Genomic DNA, 15,787 nt, shown 5'->3' on the forward strand with positions numbered 1-15,787 from the left:
ATAGAGAAGGGCCGGCTACTTGCCAACCACACTCGCCAGCGTCTGCTTCAGCTCGCGCCGGGTCGAGCGGCTGTACTCGATGTCGAACCAGACTATCTTGCCCGCGGCGTCCAGCACGTAGACGCGCGGCAGCCGGCCGCTGCCGACCTTGGCGAACTGCTCGCCGCTGGGGTCGGTCGCGACAGTGAGCGGCGAGCCCTGCGGGACCTTGGCCGGGCTGCCCGCAACTTTCACCAGCACCACGGCGACGCCCTTCTCACCATACGGCTCGAGCACGTCGCCCGGCAGGTCGGCGATCAGCTGGGGGTTCATCCAGTGCTCCTGCCCAACAAACGCCACGACCGTAGCGGTCTTGCCACGGAGGTCGGCCAGGGACTGGTCGCCACCGTCGGCGGACAGCGTCAGCTCTGGCATCGCGTCGCCGATGCCGACCTGACACATCGCCCGGTGCTGGGTCGAGAGCAGCACCGGCGGGACCTCGGCCGCGGCGGGCAGGGCGAACGTGGCGGCCAGCAGCGTGGCCAGGCACGCGGTAGTCATGGGGGCAGTCATTAGCTTCGTCATAGGGCTTATTGTCGGAATCTCCCGAACAAGCGTCAACGGCCATTGGGAGAGAGGGATCAAAGGGGGAGCGCTGCCCTAGGGTAGCCCACCCCGCAAGGGGTGGGACCGAACCCGCAAGAAGTCCCAGCCCCTGCGGGGTGGGCGGTTTGGGGCAAAGTCCCCCCAGGGTTCTGCGCATGCGGTTTTTTGACAGCCCGGGGATAAAGGGTACGATTCAGCGAGATCCTCGGGGCGGGCCGCCGCCCGGGGGAAGAATCTCATCAAGATCCCTCCCCCACTGGCGAATACACCGCTGACGATCTCCCCGTAGCGAAGATGACGGGCGATTCCCCTTTCCCCAATCGGCGCCGGCCCTGATGCCGGCGGAGTGTTCGCCATGTTGGACTTAGTTTTCATGTTCTGCGCCGGCGTCGGCGGGGTGATCATGGTCATCCAGTTCGCCCTGATGCTGCTCGGCGTTGGCGACGATCTTGACGGCGGCAACCTCGACGCCGATTTCGACGGTGGGATCGACGGGGACTTCGACGCCGACGTTGACATCGACGCCGACCACCCGAACACCGTCTCGGACGCGGCCGACGCCGACTTCGACCACCCGGACAGCGTCTGGGTCTTCCAGGTGCTTTCGGTCCGCGGCATCATCGCCGCGATCACGTTCTTTGGCCTGGGCGGCTGGTGGGCCCGCGCCGGCGACATGGCGCCGACTTCGGCGGTCGCGCTCGGGGCCGTGCTCGGCCTGTTTGCCCTGTACGCGATGTACTGGGCCATGAAGCAGCTCTACAAACTCCGCGCCAGCGGCACGGTGAACATCGCCAACGCCCGCGGGCGCGAGGCGACCATCTACGTGCCGGTGCCCGCCGCCGGCGACGGCCGGGGCAAGGTCCACCTGATGCTGCAGGGACGCACCATGGAGTACGAGGCGGTCACCGACGAGCCCGAGCGGCTGGCGACCGGCGAGCCGGTCGTCGTGACCGACGTCCTCGGCGGCGACCTGGTGCAGGTCGCCCGCGCCCACAAGACAGCCAGCCAAACCACTCAGGCGAGCGCCTGACTGACACACCGACCGGCCGCTCCGCGGCCGGCTTATTGCAGGGGGAAATCGAATGAACGCTGCCGTGCACACACCCGTCCCGCTTCCGCTCGCGGAGCTCGGCGACACACAGAGCATCATCCTGATCGCGGCCATCGCGATCGCCGCGATGCTGTTCTTCGGCATGCTGATGCTGCTGGTCAAGAACTACAAACGCTGCTCCAGCAACCAGGTGCTGGTCATCTTCGGCAAGACCGGCAAGGGCCAGGCGGCCAAGACCGTGCACGGCGGCGCCGCGTTCATCTGGCCGCTTATCCAGGACTACCGATACCTGAGCCTCGACCCGATCCAGATCGAGATCCCGCTACGCGGCGCGCTCTCGATCGAGAACATCCGCGTCAACGTGCCGAGCGTGTTCACCGTGGCGGTCGGCACCACGCCCGACGTGATGACCAACGCCGCGATCCGCCTGCTGGAGCTCTCGACCAACGAGGTCCGCAAGCAGGCGGAGGAGATCATCTTTGGCCAGCTCCGCCAGGTGGTCGCCTCGATGGGCATCGAGGACATCAACCGCGACCGCGACGCGTTCCTCTCGCACATCCAGAACTCGGTCGAGCCGGAACTGAAGAAGATCGGCCTGGTGCTGATCAACGTCAACATCACCGACATCACCGACGAGTCCGGCTACATCGACGCGATTGGTCGCAAGGCGGCGGCCGAGGCGATCCAGTCCGCCCGCGCCGACGTGGCCGACGAAGAGAAACGCGGCGAGATCCGCGTCGCCGACGCCGAGCGTGAGCGGGTCGTCAGCGTGGCGAACGCCACCAAGCTCCGCGAGATCGGCACCCGCGAGGCCGAGCGCGAGCAGGCGGTCAGCATCGCCAACCTGCAGAAGGAGCAGACGGTCGGCGAGCGCGCGGCCGAGTTCCAACGCGAGATGCAGGTCAAGGACGCCGAGCGTGAGAAGCGGATCGCGGTCGCCAAGGCCAACGCCTCGGCGGTCGACGGCGAGAACATCAGTGAGGCCGCCATCGCCCAGAGCCAGGCGACCCTCTTGGTCGAGCGGGCCGAGGCCTACGAGCGGGGCGAGTCCCGCAAGCGTGAGGCCGAGGCCGCCGTCATCGAGATCCAGAACCGCGCCATGGCCAAGGCCGCCCTGGCCGACGCCGAGCGCGTCGAGGCCGAGAAGCGTGCCGAGCTCGAGGCGCCCGCCAAGGCCGAGAAGGCGCGGATCCTGGTCGAGGCCGAGGCCGAGGCCGGCAAGCGCCGCCTGGAAGCCGAGGGCGAAGCGTCCGCCATCTTTGCCCGCCTGGAAGCCCAGGCCCGCGGCGAGTACGAGATCCTGGCCAAGAAGGGCGAGGGCCTGAAACAGATTGTCGCCGCGTGCGGCGGCGCCCGCGAGGCGTTCCAGCTGATGATGCTCGAGCACCTCGACAACCTGGCCGAGAGCTCGGCCAAGGCGATCAGCAACATTAAGTTCGACAAGGTCGTGGTGTGGGAGAACGGCGGCGGCAAGGGTGGCCGCACCAACACGGCCGACTTCCTGCACGGCATGGCCGGCACCCTGCCGCCGATGATGAGCGTGCTGAAGGACATCGGCGGCGTCGAAATCCCCGAGAGCCTGGCCAAGCTGGCCGGCACCGAAGAGGGCGAACGCGAAGAGGCCGCCAAGACCCGCGCCGCCGGCAACGGCGTCGCCAAGGCAGCCGCCAAGAGCGACGACGATGACCTGCCGTCCCGCGGCTAGCCCATCAATCCACGCTGGAGCAGCCCACCCCGCCAGGGGTGGGACTGCACGGCGATGGATTGGGTACACTGATAAGCACAAATGGCCGCCGATGAAGGATTCATTGGCGGCCATTGGCTTTTCTAAAATCGGCGGCAGGCACGATCGATGGATATTACCAACCTCGCCGGCTTCCTACTAGTTGTCGGCATGATGGCAGGCGGGATTGTCGCCGCCGGGCGCGGCGTTCTCAGGCTGCTCCGCGAGGGCCACACCTACGACAGCACCAGCAGCCCTGTCCCCTACGACGAGGCGCCCCACCTCTACTGGCTGCACTTCGCCGGGTTTGTGGGGCTCGGGCTGTTCTGCTTGTGCTTCGGCGTCTTTGTGGGGTACGGCCTGCTTTCGTGGTGATCTCACTCAGGGGGTCGCCAGGCTAGTGCGAAGCACCGGCGGCGGTCCCACCCCTGGCGGGGTAGGCTGCGAATGGTCCTCGGTTTGCACCTGGGTTGGTAGTTGGCACGGCCGCCCGCGACTACCCACGCGGCCGCGGCTGTCTAAACTAAAGGTCTGACGGGACGCCGCCGCGGCGTTCGGCCGCCCCCGCTTTCGAGGCCCGATGAACGCTTACCTGCTGAACCTCTGGGACAAGGCCCGCAACAGCTATTGGTTGGTGCCGGGCCTAATCGCCCTTGGCTCGCTGTGCCTGTCCTACCTGATGCCGCTCGTCGACAGCGCGGTCGGTGAAGCCAACATCGAACTCCCGGAGTGGGTCCGCACCACAACGGACACCGCCCGAGCGACCCTCTCCGCGATGGGGGGCGCCATGATCACGGTGACCGGCACCGTGTTCTCCATCACGATCGTGACACTTTCGCTTACCTCCCAGCAGTTTGGGCCGCGGCTGCTGCGCCGCTTCATGCACGATCTCCCTACGCAAATTACGCTAGGCGTGTTCCTCTCGACCAGCCTCTACTGCCTGCTGCTCCTGCGCGTCGTCGAAAGCCGCGAGGACGGGCTCGTCGCGCCCCACATTTCGATCTCCGTTGCGGTGGCGTTCACCGTCCTCAGCATGATGATGCTGATCGTCTACATCCACCATGTCGCGGTGCTGATCCAGGCGCCGAACGTCGTGGCCTCCGTCGCGCGGGACCTCGACTCGGCGATCGACCGGATGTTCCCCGAGCGGCTGGGCGAAGAAGAAGACCCGCCCAACCACGGCGACGAGTCCCCGCCCGAGAGCGAGGGGATCGTGCTCTTCTCCCACCAAGAGGGCTACATGCAAGCACTCGCCGCCGAAGACCTGATGAGCTGGGCCCGCGCCGAGGACCTGATCGTCCGCCTGCAGGAGCGGCCCGGCAGCTTCGTCGTGCGCGACGCGCCAGTCGCCGAGGTCTGGCGCCGCGGCCTCTCGGACCAATCACGCGACGACCTCGAGCAGCACTTCAACAGCCTGTTCATTGTCGGCGAACGCCGCACCCCACGGCAGGACGTCGAGTGCGCGGTAGACGAGCTGGCCGAGGTCGCCGTGCGGGCGTTGTCGCCCGGCGTCAACGACCCGTTCACCGCCGCCACCTGCGTCGACCGCCTGGGCGCCTCGCTGGCGCGGTTCGCCGAACGCCGCGTGCCGGACGCCTACCGCTACGACGACGACGGAGTGCTCCGCGTCATCACCCGGCCGATCGACCTGGGCAACATGCTCGAGGCCGCCTTCAACCAGATCCGCCAGTACAGCCGGGACAGCGTCGCGGTGACGATCCGCCTGCTCGAGTCGCTCGAGATCGTCGCCTCTCGGGCCTCAACGCCCGACGACACCGCGGCGGTCCGGGCCCACGCCGAAATGATCGTCCGCGGCTCCGAGTCGCTCCCCGAAGAGTTCGACAAGCGGGGCATCCGCGAGCGGTACGAACGCGTGCTAAAGGCGATGCAGACTCATCAAAACGCCACCTAAATGCGCCTGGCCGCAAACTTCTTCGCTAGGAATCCCTCAATTTCTAGGCGTTTCGCAGCCCCTCAGCCTCAATCGCTAAATTCCCCCTATTTCTCGCCATCGTTGAATTGACTGCGGCAAGTCGCGTCACTATACTGCGTGGCAGTGCGGGAAACTGTGGATCCCCCGTACGAAGGCAGTCGGCACCAGCCGCTTGCTGCACCGACCGTCAACAGGCGCACCCAGAAATTCGGACCAAACTACCAATGAAGCTCAAGTCACTATTCGGCGTATGTGCCCTTTCGGTCGTGATGCTTGTGGGATCACAAGCGTCGGCGATGCTCAAGGTTGACTTCAACCATGGCGGCAGTCCGACTGAGGCCGGGTACTACGGCGTTGGTGTCGGCGGCGCAACTGGTCTTAATGGCGGAGCCGTCGGTGCATCGATCGATCTTTCGCTCACCGCGGTTGGCGGCACTTTGGATTCGCGCAACCGGACTTTCGGGCCAATTCCCGAAGATCTTTCCCGTGACTTTGTGTTCACCACAACCGGAACTAGCAGTGCTGGTGACTACCTCGACATTCTGCTGAAGAATGTGACTGCAGGCACCTACACCTTTACGGGGTTCTTCCACAACTCTGAGCTTGCCAGCCCAGTAGGGGCCTACGAAGACGCGGAAACGAATGTTTCGTTCGCGAATGGCGCATCGCCGGCGCCCGGCGACTTCATCTTCGGTGCCAGCGGTGTCCGGACCGACTACGACGAAGAGCCTATCGGCGAGGCTTCGTTCAACTTTGTCAGCACCGGCGAAGACCTGACCTTCCGGATTGGCTTGGCCGATTCGAGCAAGCGAGCCGTGCTGATCAACGGCTTCACGCTCGCTGCTGTCCCCGAAGTTGGTTCCTTCTTCGTCGGCTCGCTGCTGTTCGGCGTCGGCATGGCCCGCTACCGCGGCAAGCGTCGTGCTTAGCCGTCAGACAACGACGAGCTGAATTCAAAATACGAAAAGCAGCCGGGGCTAGCTCCGGCTGCTTTTTTGCGCTCCTGTTGGATTCCCCCGCCGCCGCGAGGTAGCCTCGGTTAGTTGGCTCCTTCCAATGCGGGGACCTACGAAGCGGCCCCTCTGCCGTTGTTGCCTCGATTGGTCTCGAGGCGCTCGCTAACCACCGCCGCCGACCAGTGTTCCCCTCGGCATAATCCCCTGCTATGCACGCTCCCCTCCTCGCTATCATTGTCGCCCTGGCGTACGGCCCACTCCTCACGGAGTACGCGGCGAACCTGTGGTCGCGGCCGTACTACCAACACTTCCCCTACTATCTTGCGACATGCCTCTTGCTCGCGAACCGCGCGCTCCAGTTCCCCCGCTCAGACAAAACACCGACCCGCGCCACCTACGCCCCGCTGCTGGCTGCTGCGGCTTGTGCGATTCTCCCTCTGGCCTACTGGCTGGCTTCGCCGCTCTTGGCGGCTGTATCCTTCCTGCTGCTGCTAGGCTGGTGGCTCAACCGTTTGGCGACTGAGCTAGGGTCGCCGTTCCCAACGGCCGAGTGGTTACTGTTCTGGCTGCTCATCCCGCCCCCAATCAACCTCGACCGCCAGCTCATGGAGTCGCTGCAGCGGTGGAGCAGTTCGCTCAGCAGCGCCGTGCTGGACACCCTCGGGGTAAACCATTTGATGCAGGGGAACGCCCTGCTGCTGTCCGGGAAAGAGCTCTTCGTTGATGAGGCGTGCAGCGGGATTGTCTCGGTGGTGTCGATTGTCTCGTGCGCGGCGTTGTACGGGGTGTGGCGGTACCGCGGTCCGGCCCACACCATGCTACTGATGGCCTCCGCCGCCGGGTGGGCCGCCCTGCTCAATGTCGTCAGGATCACGACCATCGCCGTAGCCTACCAGTCTTGGGGCGCCGACTGGACCGAGGGGCTGTCGCACACCATCTTAGGTTTGGTTGTGTTCCTGCTAGCCCTGGGCGCCGTGCTCCTCACCGACTGGGCACTGAACGCCCTGCTCACCTCCGTCAGTGATCGCTACGCCGAACAGAACGACACCCGCCTACGGCGTGGCGCTAAACTGGTGGCTATCTGGGACCGTGTGGCTACAAACACCCGGGTCCGCTTGAGGGAGTCCGAGGCGTCCGTCTCCGCAATCGCCACGGCATTTCGCGCGCCGCTGCTGCTGGTCGCCGCTTTGTCGCTGCTGAGCGCCGGGCAGCTGCTGAGTGCGGGGTCCCCGACGTCAACGTCACCGACTCCGCCCCGGGTGGACGACGCCGCCTTTTCGCAGGCTCTTCAGCAAGACGTGCTGCCCCTCGAGATCGAAGGCCTGCAACTCACCGGGGTGAACTACGAAGAACGATCGCGGGACGACGCCTTTGGGAATCACTCCGTGTACTTCGACTACCAGAGCGACCGGGGTGAGACGTACCGCGTCTCGTGCGACTTCTCGTATACCGGCGGCTGGCACGAGCTGTCGATCTGCTACCGCGGGATTGGGTGTGAGCTTGTCGAGCGTGAGGTCCAGACTCTTGATCAAGCCGGTGACGCGGAAACCGCGCCCGTGGAGTACGCCACGCTCGACCTGAGACAAGAAGATGGGAGCCTGCTGTGGGTCGCGTTTTGTGCCTGCGGTTTTGACGGCGCCCCCGCCGAGGCCGAACAGACCGACCTGATTGGGCGGCTGACAAATCGGACGACGCGGCAACACAACGACGCCCTCGGGGCGTCGTTTCAGGTGCAAGTGATCGTCCAACGCGAAGACCGCGTCAGCGCCCACGACCGCTACATTGGAACACTCCTCCTAGCCGACGCCCGATCGCGTTTTGTCGAAGTCGCAAGACGCATGAGTCAGGAACAGGAATAGAATCAGTGGGTATCGATCCTGCCGATCAGCCATCATGAGTCGCCGCAGAGGTTCACATTCGCCGCACCGCTCGCGCCTGTCCAATTGGATAATGGGTTGCTGGTGGTGGTTGCTGGAGACCAGAGAACGTTTTAGCCGCCGCGTGGCACGAGTAGGCAGGCGTGTGTCTCGCGGGTTCTCGTCGGTGCAGGACGGCCTTGAGGGGATCGAATCCGTCGCCACCCGCGTTATCCGGCGCCCGTTCCGCTTTCTGTCGGGACGTTCCAGTAGTGGTTCGACCTCAGCGATTGGTTCTCTGGGCGAGGCGACCTCACGGTTTCTGGGCGCCCCTTTCCGGTACGCCGCGAGAGGGAAGCGGCTGTTTCGGACGGTCGACTCGCTGGAAAAAGTGCTCGACCTCGTCTTCCTGCCCGTTACCTCTGTCGCCGGATTTGCCTACGCCTGGGTAACGACCCGCCGGGTCCGTGAAGTACTGCTGGCGCTCCCGGTGCTTGTTCTGATTCTCCCCTTCGCATATGTCGCGCTGTCGGCCTCGTTGCGGGGGCGGGGTCCGATCGCCTCTCGCTACCAGGAAGCTTTGCAGGTCGCCCGCAAGGAAGGCAGGCTGCAGGACGCGGAGCTGCTCCGAGCGAAGCTGGCGCAACTAGGAGTCGACAACAGTCGCACCGAGTACCTTGAGGCGTTAAAGATCGTCGACAAGGGGGACTACTCCACCGGGTTCTCCCTGATGCAGCAGCTTGCCCCGGCAGAAGCTCCGGGCTTCGCCGAAGCTCACTACTGGATCGCCTTTAATCTTGTCAGGAACGACCAGTCGACGGACGAGCAATTCGGCCCCACCAGCATTGAAGAGCGATCAAGGCTGGCCGAAAAGCACCTCGATCAGCTGAGGGCCTACGGCGTTGAGTCGCCCGTGGTGAAACTGCTGCACGCCGTCGTGCTGGCCCGCACCGGGCGTTTGAAAGAAGCTGCGGAGATGCTCGAGCCAATCTCCGACTCGGTTTTCGCCGCCGCGGCGATGCGGGTGAGGTTGCTCGTTTCTCTCGAACGCCCCGTCGAGGCGGCGAAACAGGCCGAGTCGGTCAATCGGCTGTACCTGCAGCTCGACGTGCCCGCGAGCACCCTGACGGCCGACGAACACCGCAGCCGGGTCCTTGCTGCTACCCTCCTTGGTGACGAGCTGCTGAAGGAACAGGCCCTGCTCGCGTGGCGGCGCGTGGACCCGACCAACGTCGAACCGGCCGTGCTGCTGCTGCGGCACACGGAATCGCTCATCACCGAGACCTTCACCAAGGACGAGTTTTCCCCGGACGCCCTCGTGACCCGGCTGTGCCGCGCCGAAGAGCTCGGCAGTCCGCGCCCGTGGCTGGCCCTCCAGCTGCGGGACCTGATAGAGCTTCGCGGCCATTCTGAATCGTACCGCTTTGCATGGCTTGGCCTCCTCGGTTCGCCTGACGCAAGCGACGAGTTCATCGAGCTGGCCGGGACAACCGCCGCCCTGCGTGGGCAGGTAGACCAGGCGCGGAAAGCGTTCTCTAGACTCACCGATGACGGCCAAGCCGATCCACTGGTGTGGAACAATTACGCGTGGGCGTTGATGCAGCCGCCGCAGCCCAATCTCCTCGAGGCACTCCAGGCAATCGAGGGCGCCTTGAAGCAAGAGCCCGAGAGCGCTATTTACCGCGAAACTCGCGGGCAGATCAACGTTCTGCTGCAGCGGTGGCCCGACGCCATCGAAGATCTCGAGTTCGCAGTCCAGGAATTCCCTGAGAACAAGGTGGTGCACAAGGGGCTTGGGCTGGCCTACGACGCCACAGGGAAGAAAGAGCTCGCCGCCACTCACTGGGAGCAGTCGGGGGAGCCCCGCCCCCAGAACCCGATTGCAAACCCATGACGCCATCCATTGCCCCGTCTCAAGGGACCCCCCCGTCCCCCACACCGAAGGCGCGTCTCTTTGATCGCGCGGGGCGGCCGTCGTCAGTTCCGGCTTAGAGAACCAGACGCCGCTCGCCGACCCAGGGGGCGGCCTGTCGGCTTTCGGGTTCGTCCTCGCCGCTCGCTGCTTGGTCGGTCAGGGCGGAGTCGAGCCTCGCGGCCTCGGTCGACGGTTTCACGAAGTCTTTCGGCGGACTCATGGCGAGGTATTCGATAAGGTCCGCGGCAATTGCGTACCGCTCAGCAGTCGCCGTGCCGGAACGAGGACACGCTGGGCAGCCCGTTGGTCCACTCGCCGTCAAGTAGGATCGACTTAATCGAGAAGCGGGCCTCGGGGGCAATGCATCCGAGAAGGAGTGGTCTTGGTCGAGGCCGCCGGTCGCGTTGCGGACCGCGGCGCCCGCAAGAAACACGGGACCGGCCCACGGGTCGTTGAGCACTACGCGGTAGGCACCGGCGTTGCATGCGTCGGCTGCGCCGCCAGTCGCTAGCGCCGGTCCGATCGCGACCAACGCCTGGTCCTTCCATGTCCACCTGCGGAACGCTGATCTGGTCGACGACCGGTCCGAGGCGGAGCATTTCCGCCAGCAGGCGATTCGGCCGCTCCCTCTCGGCTGCAGTGGTCGAGGGGTGGGCCGATCAAGTACGGACGCTTTTGTGGGAACTCTCCGGACGGCCGAGGCGTCTCAACCCCGCTGGTCTGTTCCTCAAAGCAAAGGTATGCCGATGATCCGTTCCATCGCGTTGGCGGCCGCGTTCGCCATCCTTGCTTACCCCTTTTCCGCAGCAGCCGATTCCCAACCCGGTGCGTCCCAGCGGGCCTCCGCTCCGACAAAGAACCCCCAAATCGATTACGGCGGATTCTTGGAGCTGTGCCTCGAGGTTCAGCCCTACCGAGAAGAGCGACGCGTCGACGAAGCAGCGTTTCTCGCTCTCGCCAAGAAGTCCGGCACAATCATTCTCGACACCCGGAGCAAATGGGCCTACGACGACCTGCACATCAAGGACGCGGTGCACCTCAACTTCTCCGACTTCACGACCAAGTCTTTGGAAGAAGCACTCGGGGACAAGAGCACTCGGGTGTGGATCTACTGCAACAACAACTTCAAACCGACCACCAGGTCACTAGCGACCAAGATGGCGCCCACGGCGCTGAACATCCCGACCTTCGTCGCCCTCTACGGCTACGGGTACTAGAACGTCTACGAACTGGCCCCTGTGCTCGACCCAGGGCACACTCGCCTGGATCTGGTCAGCAGCGATCGCGGGCGAAAGTAATCTCGCTGCCGCCGCTACAGCGTCGACGTCAGCTCGCTCTGCATGGCGTCGCGTTGGCGGGTGACCATTTCGTGGTACGCGCCGCGGGCGGCGAGCAGCTCTTCGTGGGCGCCCCGTTCGATGATCCGCCCGTGCTCCATCACCAGGATCATGTCCGCGCTGGTGACCGTCGACAGCCGGTGGGCGATGACGAAGGTCGTGCGGCCGTGCATCAGGTCGGCCAGCGACTGCTGGATCAGCTGCTCGCTCTCGGTGTCGAGGTTGCTGGTGGCCTCATCGAGGATCAGGATCTTGGGGTCGGCCAACAATGCCCGGGCGATCGACAGCCGCTGGGCCTGGCCGCCCGAGAGCCGCACGCCGCGCTCGCCGATCACTGTGTCGTAGCCTTCGGGCATCTGATCGATGAACTGATGGGCGTTCGCGCGGTGGGCCGCTTCGACCACTTCCTCATGGGTCGCCTTGGGCCGGCCGTACGCGATGTTGCTGCGGATCGAGCCGTCGAACAGGAACACCTCCTGCTGCACTACGCCCAGCAGATTACGGTAGCTGGCGAGCCGCAGGTCGCGGAGGTCGTGCCCGTTGAGCGTGATGGCTCCGGAGGTCGGGTCGTAGAAGCGGGCGACCAGGTCGGTGATGGTGGTCTTGCCGGCGCCGCTGCGGCCGACCAGCGCCACGACGCTGCCGCCGGGCACGGTGAGGTCGAAGTCGCGGATCACGGGCTCGCCGTCGTTGTACTCGAAGTCGACGTGGTCGAACCGCAGCTCGCGGACCTCCTGAGGCGCGGCGATGGCGTCCGGCTTGTCGGGCTTGTCGGTCGGCGACTCGATCACCTCGAACACCCGCTCCATGCCGGCGAGCGATCGCTGCAGCTCGGAGAACGAGTTGACGATCTGCCACACCGGCTCGAGCAGCATCAGCGTGTACATCTGGAAGGCCATGATGTCGCCGATGGTGGCCTTGCCGTAGATGGTCATCGCGCCGCCCATCCACACGATCACCACGTTGACCGACGCCAGCAGGAACCCCCAGCTGGTCCACAGCACGATCTCACGCCAGTGGGCGAACAGCTCCTTGCGGGCGATGGTGTGCCGGCCGCCGAGGTAGGTCGCCTCCTCGTTGACCTCCCGCTGGAACGCCCGCACCACGCGGATGCCGCCGAAGGTCTCGCTGACGCGGGCGTCGATGGCGGCGTTCTCTTCGCGCATCGAGCGGTAGATCGGCCGCACGCGGCGGGCGACCGTCAGGCTGAGCGCCATGGCCGGCGGCAGCACCACCATCGCGGCCAGCGCCAGCTTCCAGTTGATCGACAGCAGGATCCCCAGCGCCACGAGCAGCCGCACCAGCGACACGCCCGGCGAGATGATCGCCAGCTGCAGCAGGCCGGTGGTGCGGTCGATGTCGCCGCTCAGGCGGCTGATGATGCCGCCGGTCTTCATGTCGTTCAGGTCGTCCAGCGGCAGGCCGAGCATCCGATTGAACAGCGCCCGGCGGAGCGACAGCAGCACCTTCACGTTGAGGATCCGCTGGTGGAAATTCCGCGTCGCGTCCAGCAGCCGAGCCAGCACGATCACGCCGAGGAACAGCCCGCCGACCAGGTTGAGCCGCATCAGCCGTTCGGCGCTCGACGGGCCATCGCCGCCGATCACGTTGTCGATGATGTACCGCAGGAACAGCGGCTGCATCATGTCGAGCACCGCGATGGTCAGCGCCAGCGCGCCGATCGCGATGACCGTCCCGCGGTAGGGGCCGAGCCACCGCAGATACATCCGCAGGTACTTGCGGCGTTCGGACTTGTCGGTGTTCTCGACGCGGTCCTTGTCGGCCTTGGCGCGGGCGGACAGCTCGCGCACGCGGCCCTCGCGGTACGCCTGGCGGAACTCTTGGAAACGGCTTCGGGAGCTATCACGATTGGACAATGCAACAGGGGCGCAGCAGGGGCCCGGCGGTCGAGGTGGGCAGGGGGAGGAGCAAGGTGGCAGGCCGGCTCCGCGCCGGCCCCCCAGGATCCAGCGCAGTCGCAGACGGACGAATGGTACGCAGGCAGGGCCCGAAAGTGCAGCCAAATTCCGGGAATCCGTCCCGCCCGCGCTAGCCCACCCCGTCCGAATGCCGGCGGAGTCAACATTGGGCCATTCGCAGAAACTTCGTAGAATCCAGCTAGCGACCCCCATTCTCTCATTTGCGTAACGGAACCTCCTATGTGCGGTATTGTTGGCTACATCGGACCCAAGCAGGCGGCTGGCTACCTGATGGAAGGCCTGCGGCGGCTCGAGTACCGCGGCTACGACAGCTCCGGCATCGTGACGCTCGAAGACACCGGCGAGGTGGCCATCACCAAGGCGGCCGGCCGTATCGACCAGCTCGCCGCCAAGCTCCGCGACGCCAGCCACCAGGGCGGGGTTGGACTCGGCCACACCCGCTGGGCCACCCACGGCGCCGCCAACGACACCAACTCCCACCCGCACCTCGGCGGCCAGGGCGAGGTCGCCCTGGTGCACAACGGCGTCATCGAGAACTTCCGCAACCTCCGCGACCAGCTCGAGCAGATGGGCTACGAGTTCATCTCCGAGACCGACAGCGAGGTGGTCGCCCACCTGATCGCCGCCGAGCTCAAGGCGGTGCTCGAGTCGCTCGGCGACGACACCACCCACGACCCCTACGCCCCGCTGGTCGAGGCGGTCCGCGCCGCCACCTCCCAGCTGCGCGGCACCTACGGCCTGGGCGTCGTGTTCCGCGACTACCCCGAGGTCGTCCTCGCCGCCCGTCTCGGCAGCCCGCTGGTGATCGGCGTCGGCTCTGGCGAGAACTTCATCGCCAGCGACGGCTCGCCGCTCGTGGGCCACACCGACCGCATCACCTACCTCTCCGACCACGAGATCGCCGTCGTGACGGCCGACTCGATCCGGCTGCACGACCGCGAGCAGGGACCGATCTCGCACAAGGTGTCGCTGCTCGAGATCGACGAGAGCCAGGTCTCGCTGAACGGCTTCCCCCACTACATGCTCAAGGAGATCTTCGAGCAGCCCGAGACCATCCGCGCCGCGATGCGCGGCCGCCTCGACGAGGACGAGGCGACCGCCAAGTTCGGCGGCCTGAACCTCACCCCCCGGCAACTCCAACGCGTCGACCGGCTGGTGCTCACCGCCTGCGGCACCAGCTGGCACAGCGCGCTGCTCGGCGAGTACATGCTCGAGGCCTTCGCCCGCATCCCGGTCGAGGTCGAGTACGCCAGCGAGCTCCGCTACCGCAACCCGCCGCTGTCGACCAACAGCCTGCTGTTCGCCATCACCCAGTCCGGCGAGACCATCGACACCCTCGCCGCGCTGCGCGAGATCAAACGCAAGGGCCACCCGACGCTGGCCATCTGCAACGTGGTGGGCAGCACCATCGCCCGCGAGGCCGACGGCGGCGTCTACCTGCACGCCGGCCCGGAGATCGGCGTCGCGTCGACCAAGGCGTACACGTCGCAGTGCACGGTGCTGGCCCTGCTGGCACTCTACATCGGCCGGCTCAACCACCTCAGCTTCGAGGCCGGCCTGCGGATCATCGAGGAGCTCAAGGCCCTGCCCGACCAGGTCGAGAAGGCGCTGGACACCAACAACGAGGCCCGCCGCATCGCGGCCAAGTACGCCGGCTGCAACAACTTCTTGTACCTCGGCCGCCAGTTCAACTTCCCCACCGCGCTCGAGGGCGCGTTGAAGCTCAAGGAGATCAGCTACATCCACGCCGAGGGCTACCCCGCCGCCGAGATGAAGCACGGCCCGATCGCCCTGGTCGACGAGAACACGCCTAGCGTGTTCATCGTGCCGCAGGGCGGTGTGTACCACAAAGTCATCTCGAACATGGAAGAGATCAAAGCCCGCGGCGGCCCCCTGATCGCCGTGGTCGACGACCCCAGTGGCCGCGCCGCCGAACTGGCCGACGACGTCATCTGCGTGCCGTCGGTCAGCGAGTTCCTGCAGCCGATCGTCGCCGCGGTTCCGCTGCAGCTGCTGGCCTACCACATCGCCGTGCACCGCGGCTGCGACGTCGACAAGCCACGGAACCTGGCGAAGAGCGTCACCGTGGAATAGGTAGCCGGCGAGCTACGCCTCGCCGGTGGCCCCGCCAAACGAGCCCGCCAGCGTTTCTCCTTCCGACGGCGTTTTGTCCCTTCCGACTTTTGTCCCTAATTCCGACAACGATTTCTAAGGACAAAAGTCGGGGCCCGTTTCGGGCGCCGGTCGCCTTAAGTGGTGCTATTGATTAAGGTTGCGGATCTGCCCTCAGCAGGCTCCAGCGACTTTTGTCCGATCTTGTCCACCAGCGCGGACAAAAGCCCCACCAACGACCGGCTTCCCCGCCGCAACCGCCGGCGGAAGCCGCCGGGATTGCGTCCTGCCAGCGACACCACGGCCGGCATCCAGGGGCCCCCAGCAGCCCCTCTATTGGACCGCGCTGCCGGCCCAATTTCTACAAAGAAATGGTTCA

Annotated in this window: 12 protein-coding genes; 9 read left to right on the forward strand and 3 right to left on the reverse strand. The window is 65.6% G+C overall.

What is annotated here, in order from left to right; genetic code table 11:
* Window positions 1-15 precede the first annotated feature (15 nt).
* Window positions 16-552 carry a TlpA family protein disulfide reductase gene (locus tag Pla123a_RS18065; RefSeq protein ID WP_197528084.1) on the reverse strand — a complete coding sequence of 179 codons (537 nt, stop codon included), beginning with the start codon at window positions 550-552 and terminating at the stop codon, window positions 16-18.
* Window positions 553-940: 388 nt separating this feature from the next.
* On the opposite strand from Pla123a_RS18065, the gene Pla123a_RS18070 reads away from it, so the two are divergent.
* The 7 genes from Pla123a_RS18070 to Pla123a_RS18100 all read left to right on the forward strand — a co-directional run bounded on the left by Pla123a_RS18070 (window position 941) and on the right by Pla123a_RS18100 (window position 9,998).
* Entirely contained in the window at window positions 941-1,615 is a 675-nt protein-coding gene (locus Pla123a_RS18070; RefSeq protein ID WP_146589557.1) for an NfeD family protein, read from the forward strand.
* Between the two features lie 64 nt (window positions 1,616-1,679).
* Complete coding sequence (locus Pla123a_RS18075) at window positions 1,680-3,341, forward strand: flotillin family protein (RefSeq protein WP_231956533.1); 1,662 nt, start codon at window positions 1,680-1,682, stop codon at window positions 3,339-3,341.
* 147 nt (window positions 3,342-3,488) lie between these two features.
* The gene (locus tag Pla123a_RS18080; RefSeq protein ID WP_146589561.1) at window positions 3,489-3,734 is read left to right on the forward strand and encodes a hypothetical protein; all 246 of its coding nucleotides are present in this window, start codon (window positions 3,489-3,491) and stop codon (window positions 3,732-3,734) included.
* Between the two features lie 205 nt (window positions 3,735-3,939).
* Window positions 3,940-5,271, forward strand: coding sequence for a DUF2254 domain-containing protein (locus Pla123a_RS18085; RefSeq protein ID WP_146589563.1), 1,332 nt, complete (start codon window positions 3,940-3,942; stop codon window positions 5,269-5,271).
* Window positions 5,272-5,516: 245 nt separating this feature from the next.
* Window positions 5,517-6,221, forward strand: a complete 705-nt coding sequence (locus Pla123a_RS18090; protein WP_146589565.1) for a hypothetical protein — start codon at window positions 5,517-5,519, stop codon at window positions 6,219-6,221.
* 236 nt (window positions 6,222-6,457) lie between these two features.
* The gene (xrtU, locus tag Pla123a_RS18095) at window positions 6,458-8,107 is read left to right on the forward strand and encodes an exosortase U (RefSeq protein ID WP_146589567.1); all 1,650 of its coding nucleotides are present in this window, start codon (window positions 6,458-6,460) and stop codon (window positions 8,105-8,107) included.
* 163 nt (window positions 8,108-8,270) lie between these two features.
* The gene (locus Pla123a_RS18100; RefSeq protein WP_197528085.1) at window positions 8,271-9,998 is read left to right on the forward strand and encodes a tetratricopeptide repeat protein; all 1,728 of its coding nucleotides are present in this window, start codon (window positions 8,271-8,273) and stop codon (window positions 9,996-9,998) included.
* 94 nt (window positions 9,999-10,092) lie between these two features.
* Here Pla123a_RS18100 and Pla123a_RS24730 read toward each other — a convergent pair whose 3' ends face one another.
* Entirely contained in the window at window positions 10,093-10,239 is a 147-nt protein-coding gene (locus Pla123a_RS24730) for a hypothetical protein (protein ID WP_197528086.1), read from the reverse strand.
* 526 nt (window positions 10,240-10,765) lie between these two features.
* Between Pla123a_RS24730 and Pla123a_RS18105 the strand changes: the two genes are divergently transcribed.
* A complete protein-coding gene (locus Pla123a_RS18105; protein WP_197528087.1) occupies window positions 10,766-11,236 on the forward strand; it encodes a rhodanese-like domain-containing protein in 471 nt (156 codons plus the stop codon).
* Between the two features lie 95 nt (window positions 11,237-11,331).
* Here Pla123a_RS18105 and Pla123a_RS18110 read toward each other — a convergent pair whose 3' ends face one another.
* The gene (locus Pla123a_RS18110; RefSeq protein ID WP_197528088.1) at window positions 11,332-13,233 is read right to left on the reverse strand and encodes an ABC transporter ATP-binding protein; all 1,902 of its coding nucleotides are present in this window, start codon (window positions 13,231-13,233) and stop codon (window positions 11,332-11,334) included.
* Window positions 13,234-13,515: 282 nt separating this feature from the next.
* Between Pla123a_RS18110 and glmS the strand changes: the two genes are divergently transcribed.
* Window positions 13,516-15,390, forward strand: coding sequence for a glutamine--fructose-6-phosphate transaminase (isomerizing) (gene glmS / locus Pla123a_RS18115; protein ID WP_146589575.1), 1,875 nt, complete (start codon window positions 13,516-13,518; stop codon window positions 15,388-15,390).
* Window positions 15,391-15,787 lie beyond the last annotated feature (397 nt).

Source organism: Posidoniimonas polymericola (assembly GCF_007859935.1).
GTDB classification, from domain to species: Bacteria; Planctomycetota; Planctomycetia; order Pirellulales; family Lacipirellulaceae; genus Posidoniimonas; species Posidoniimonas polymericola.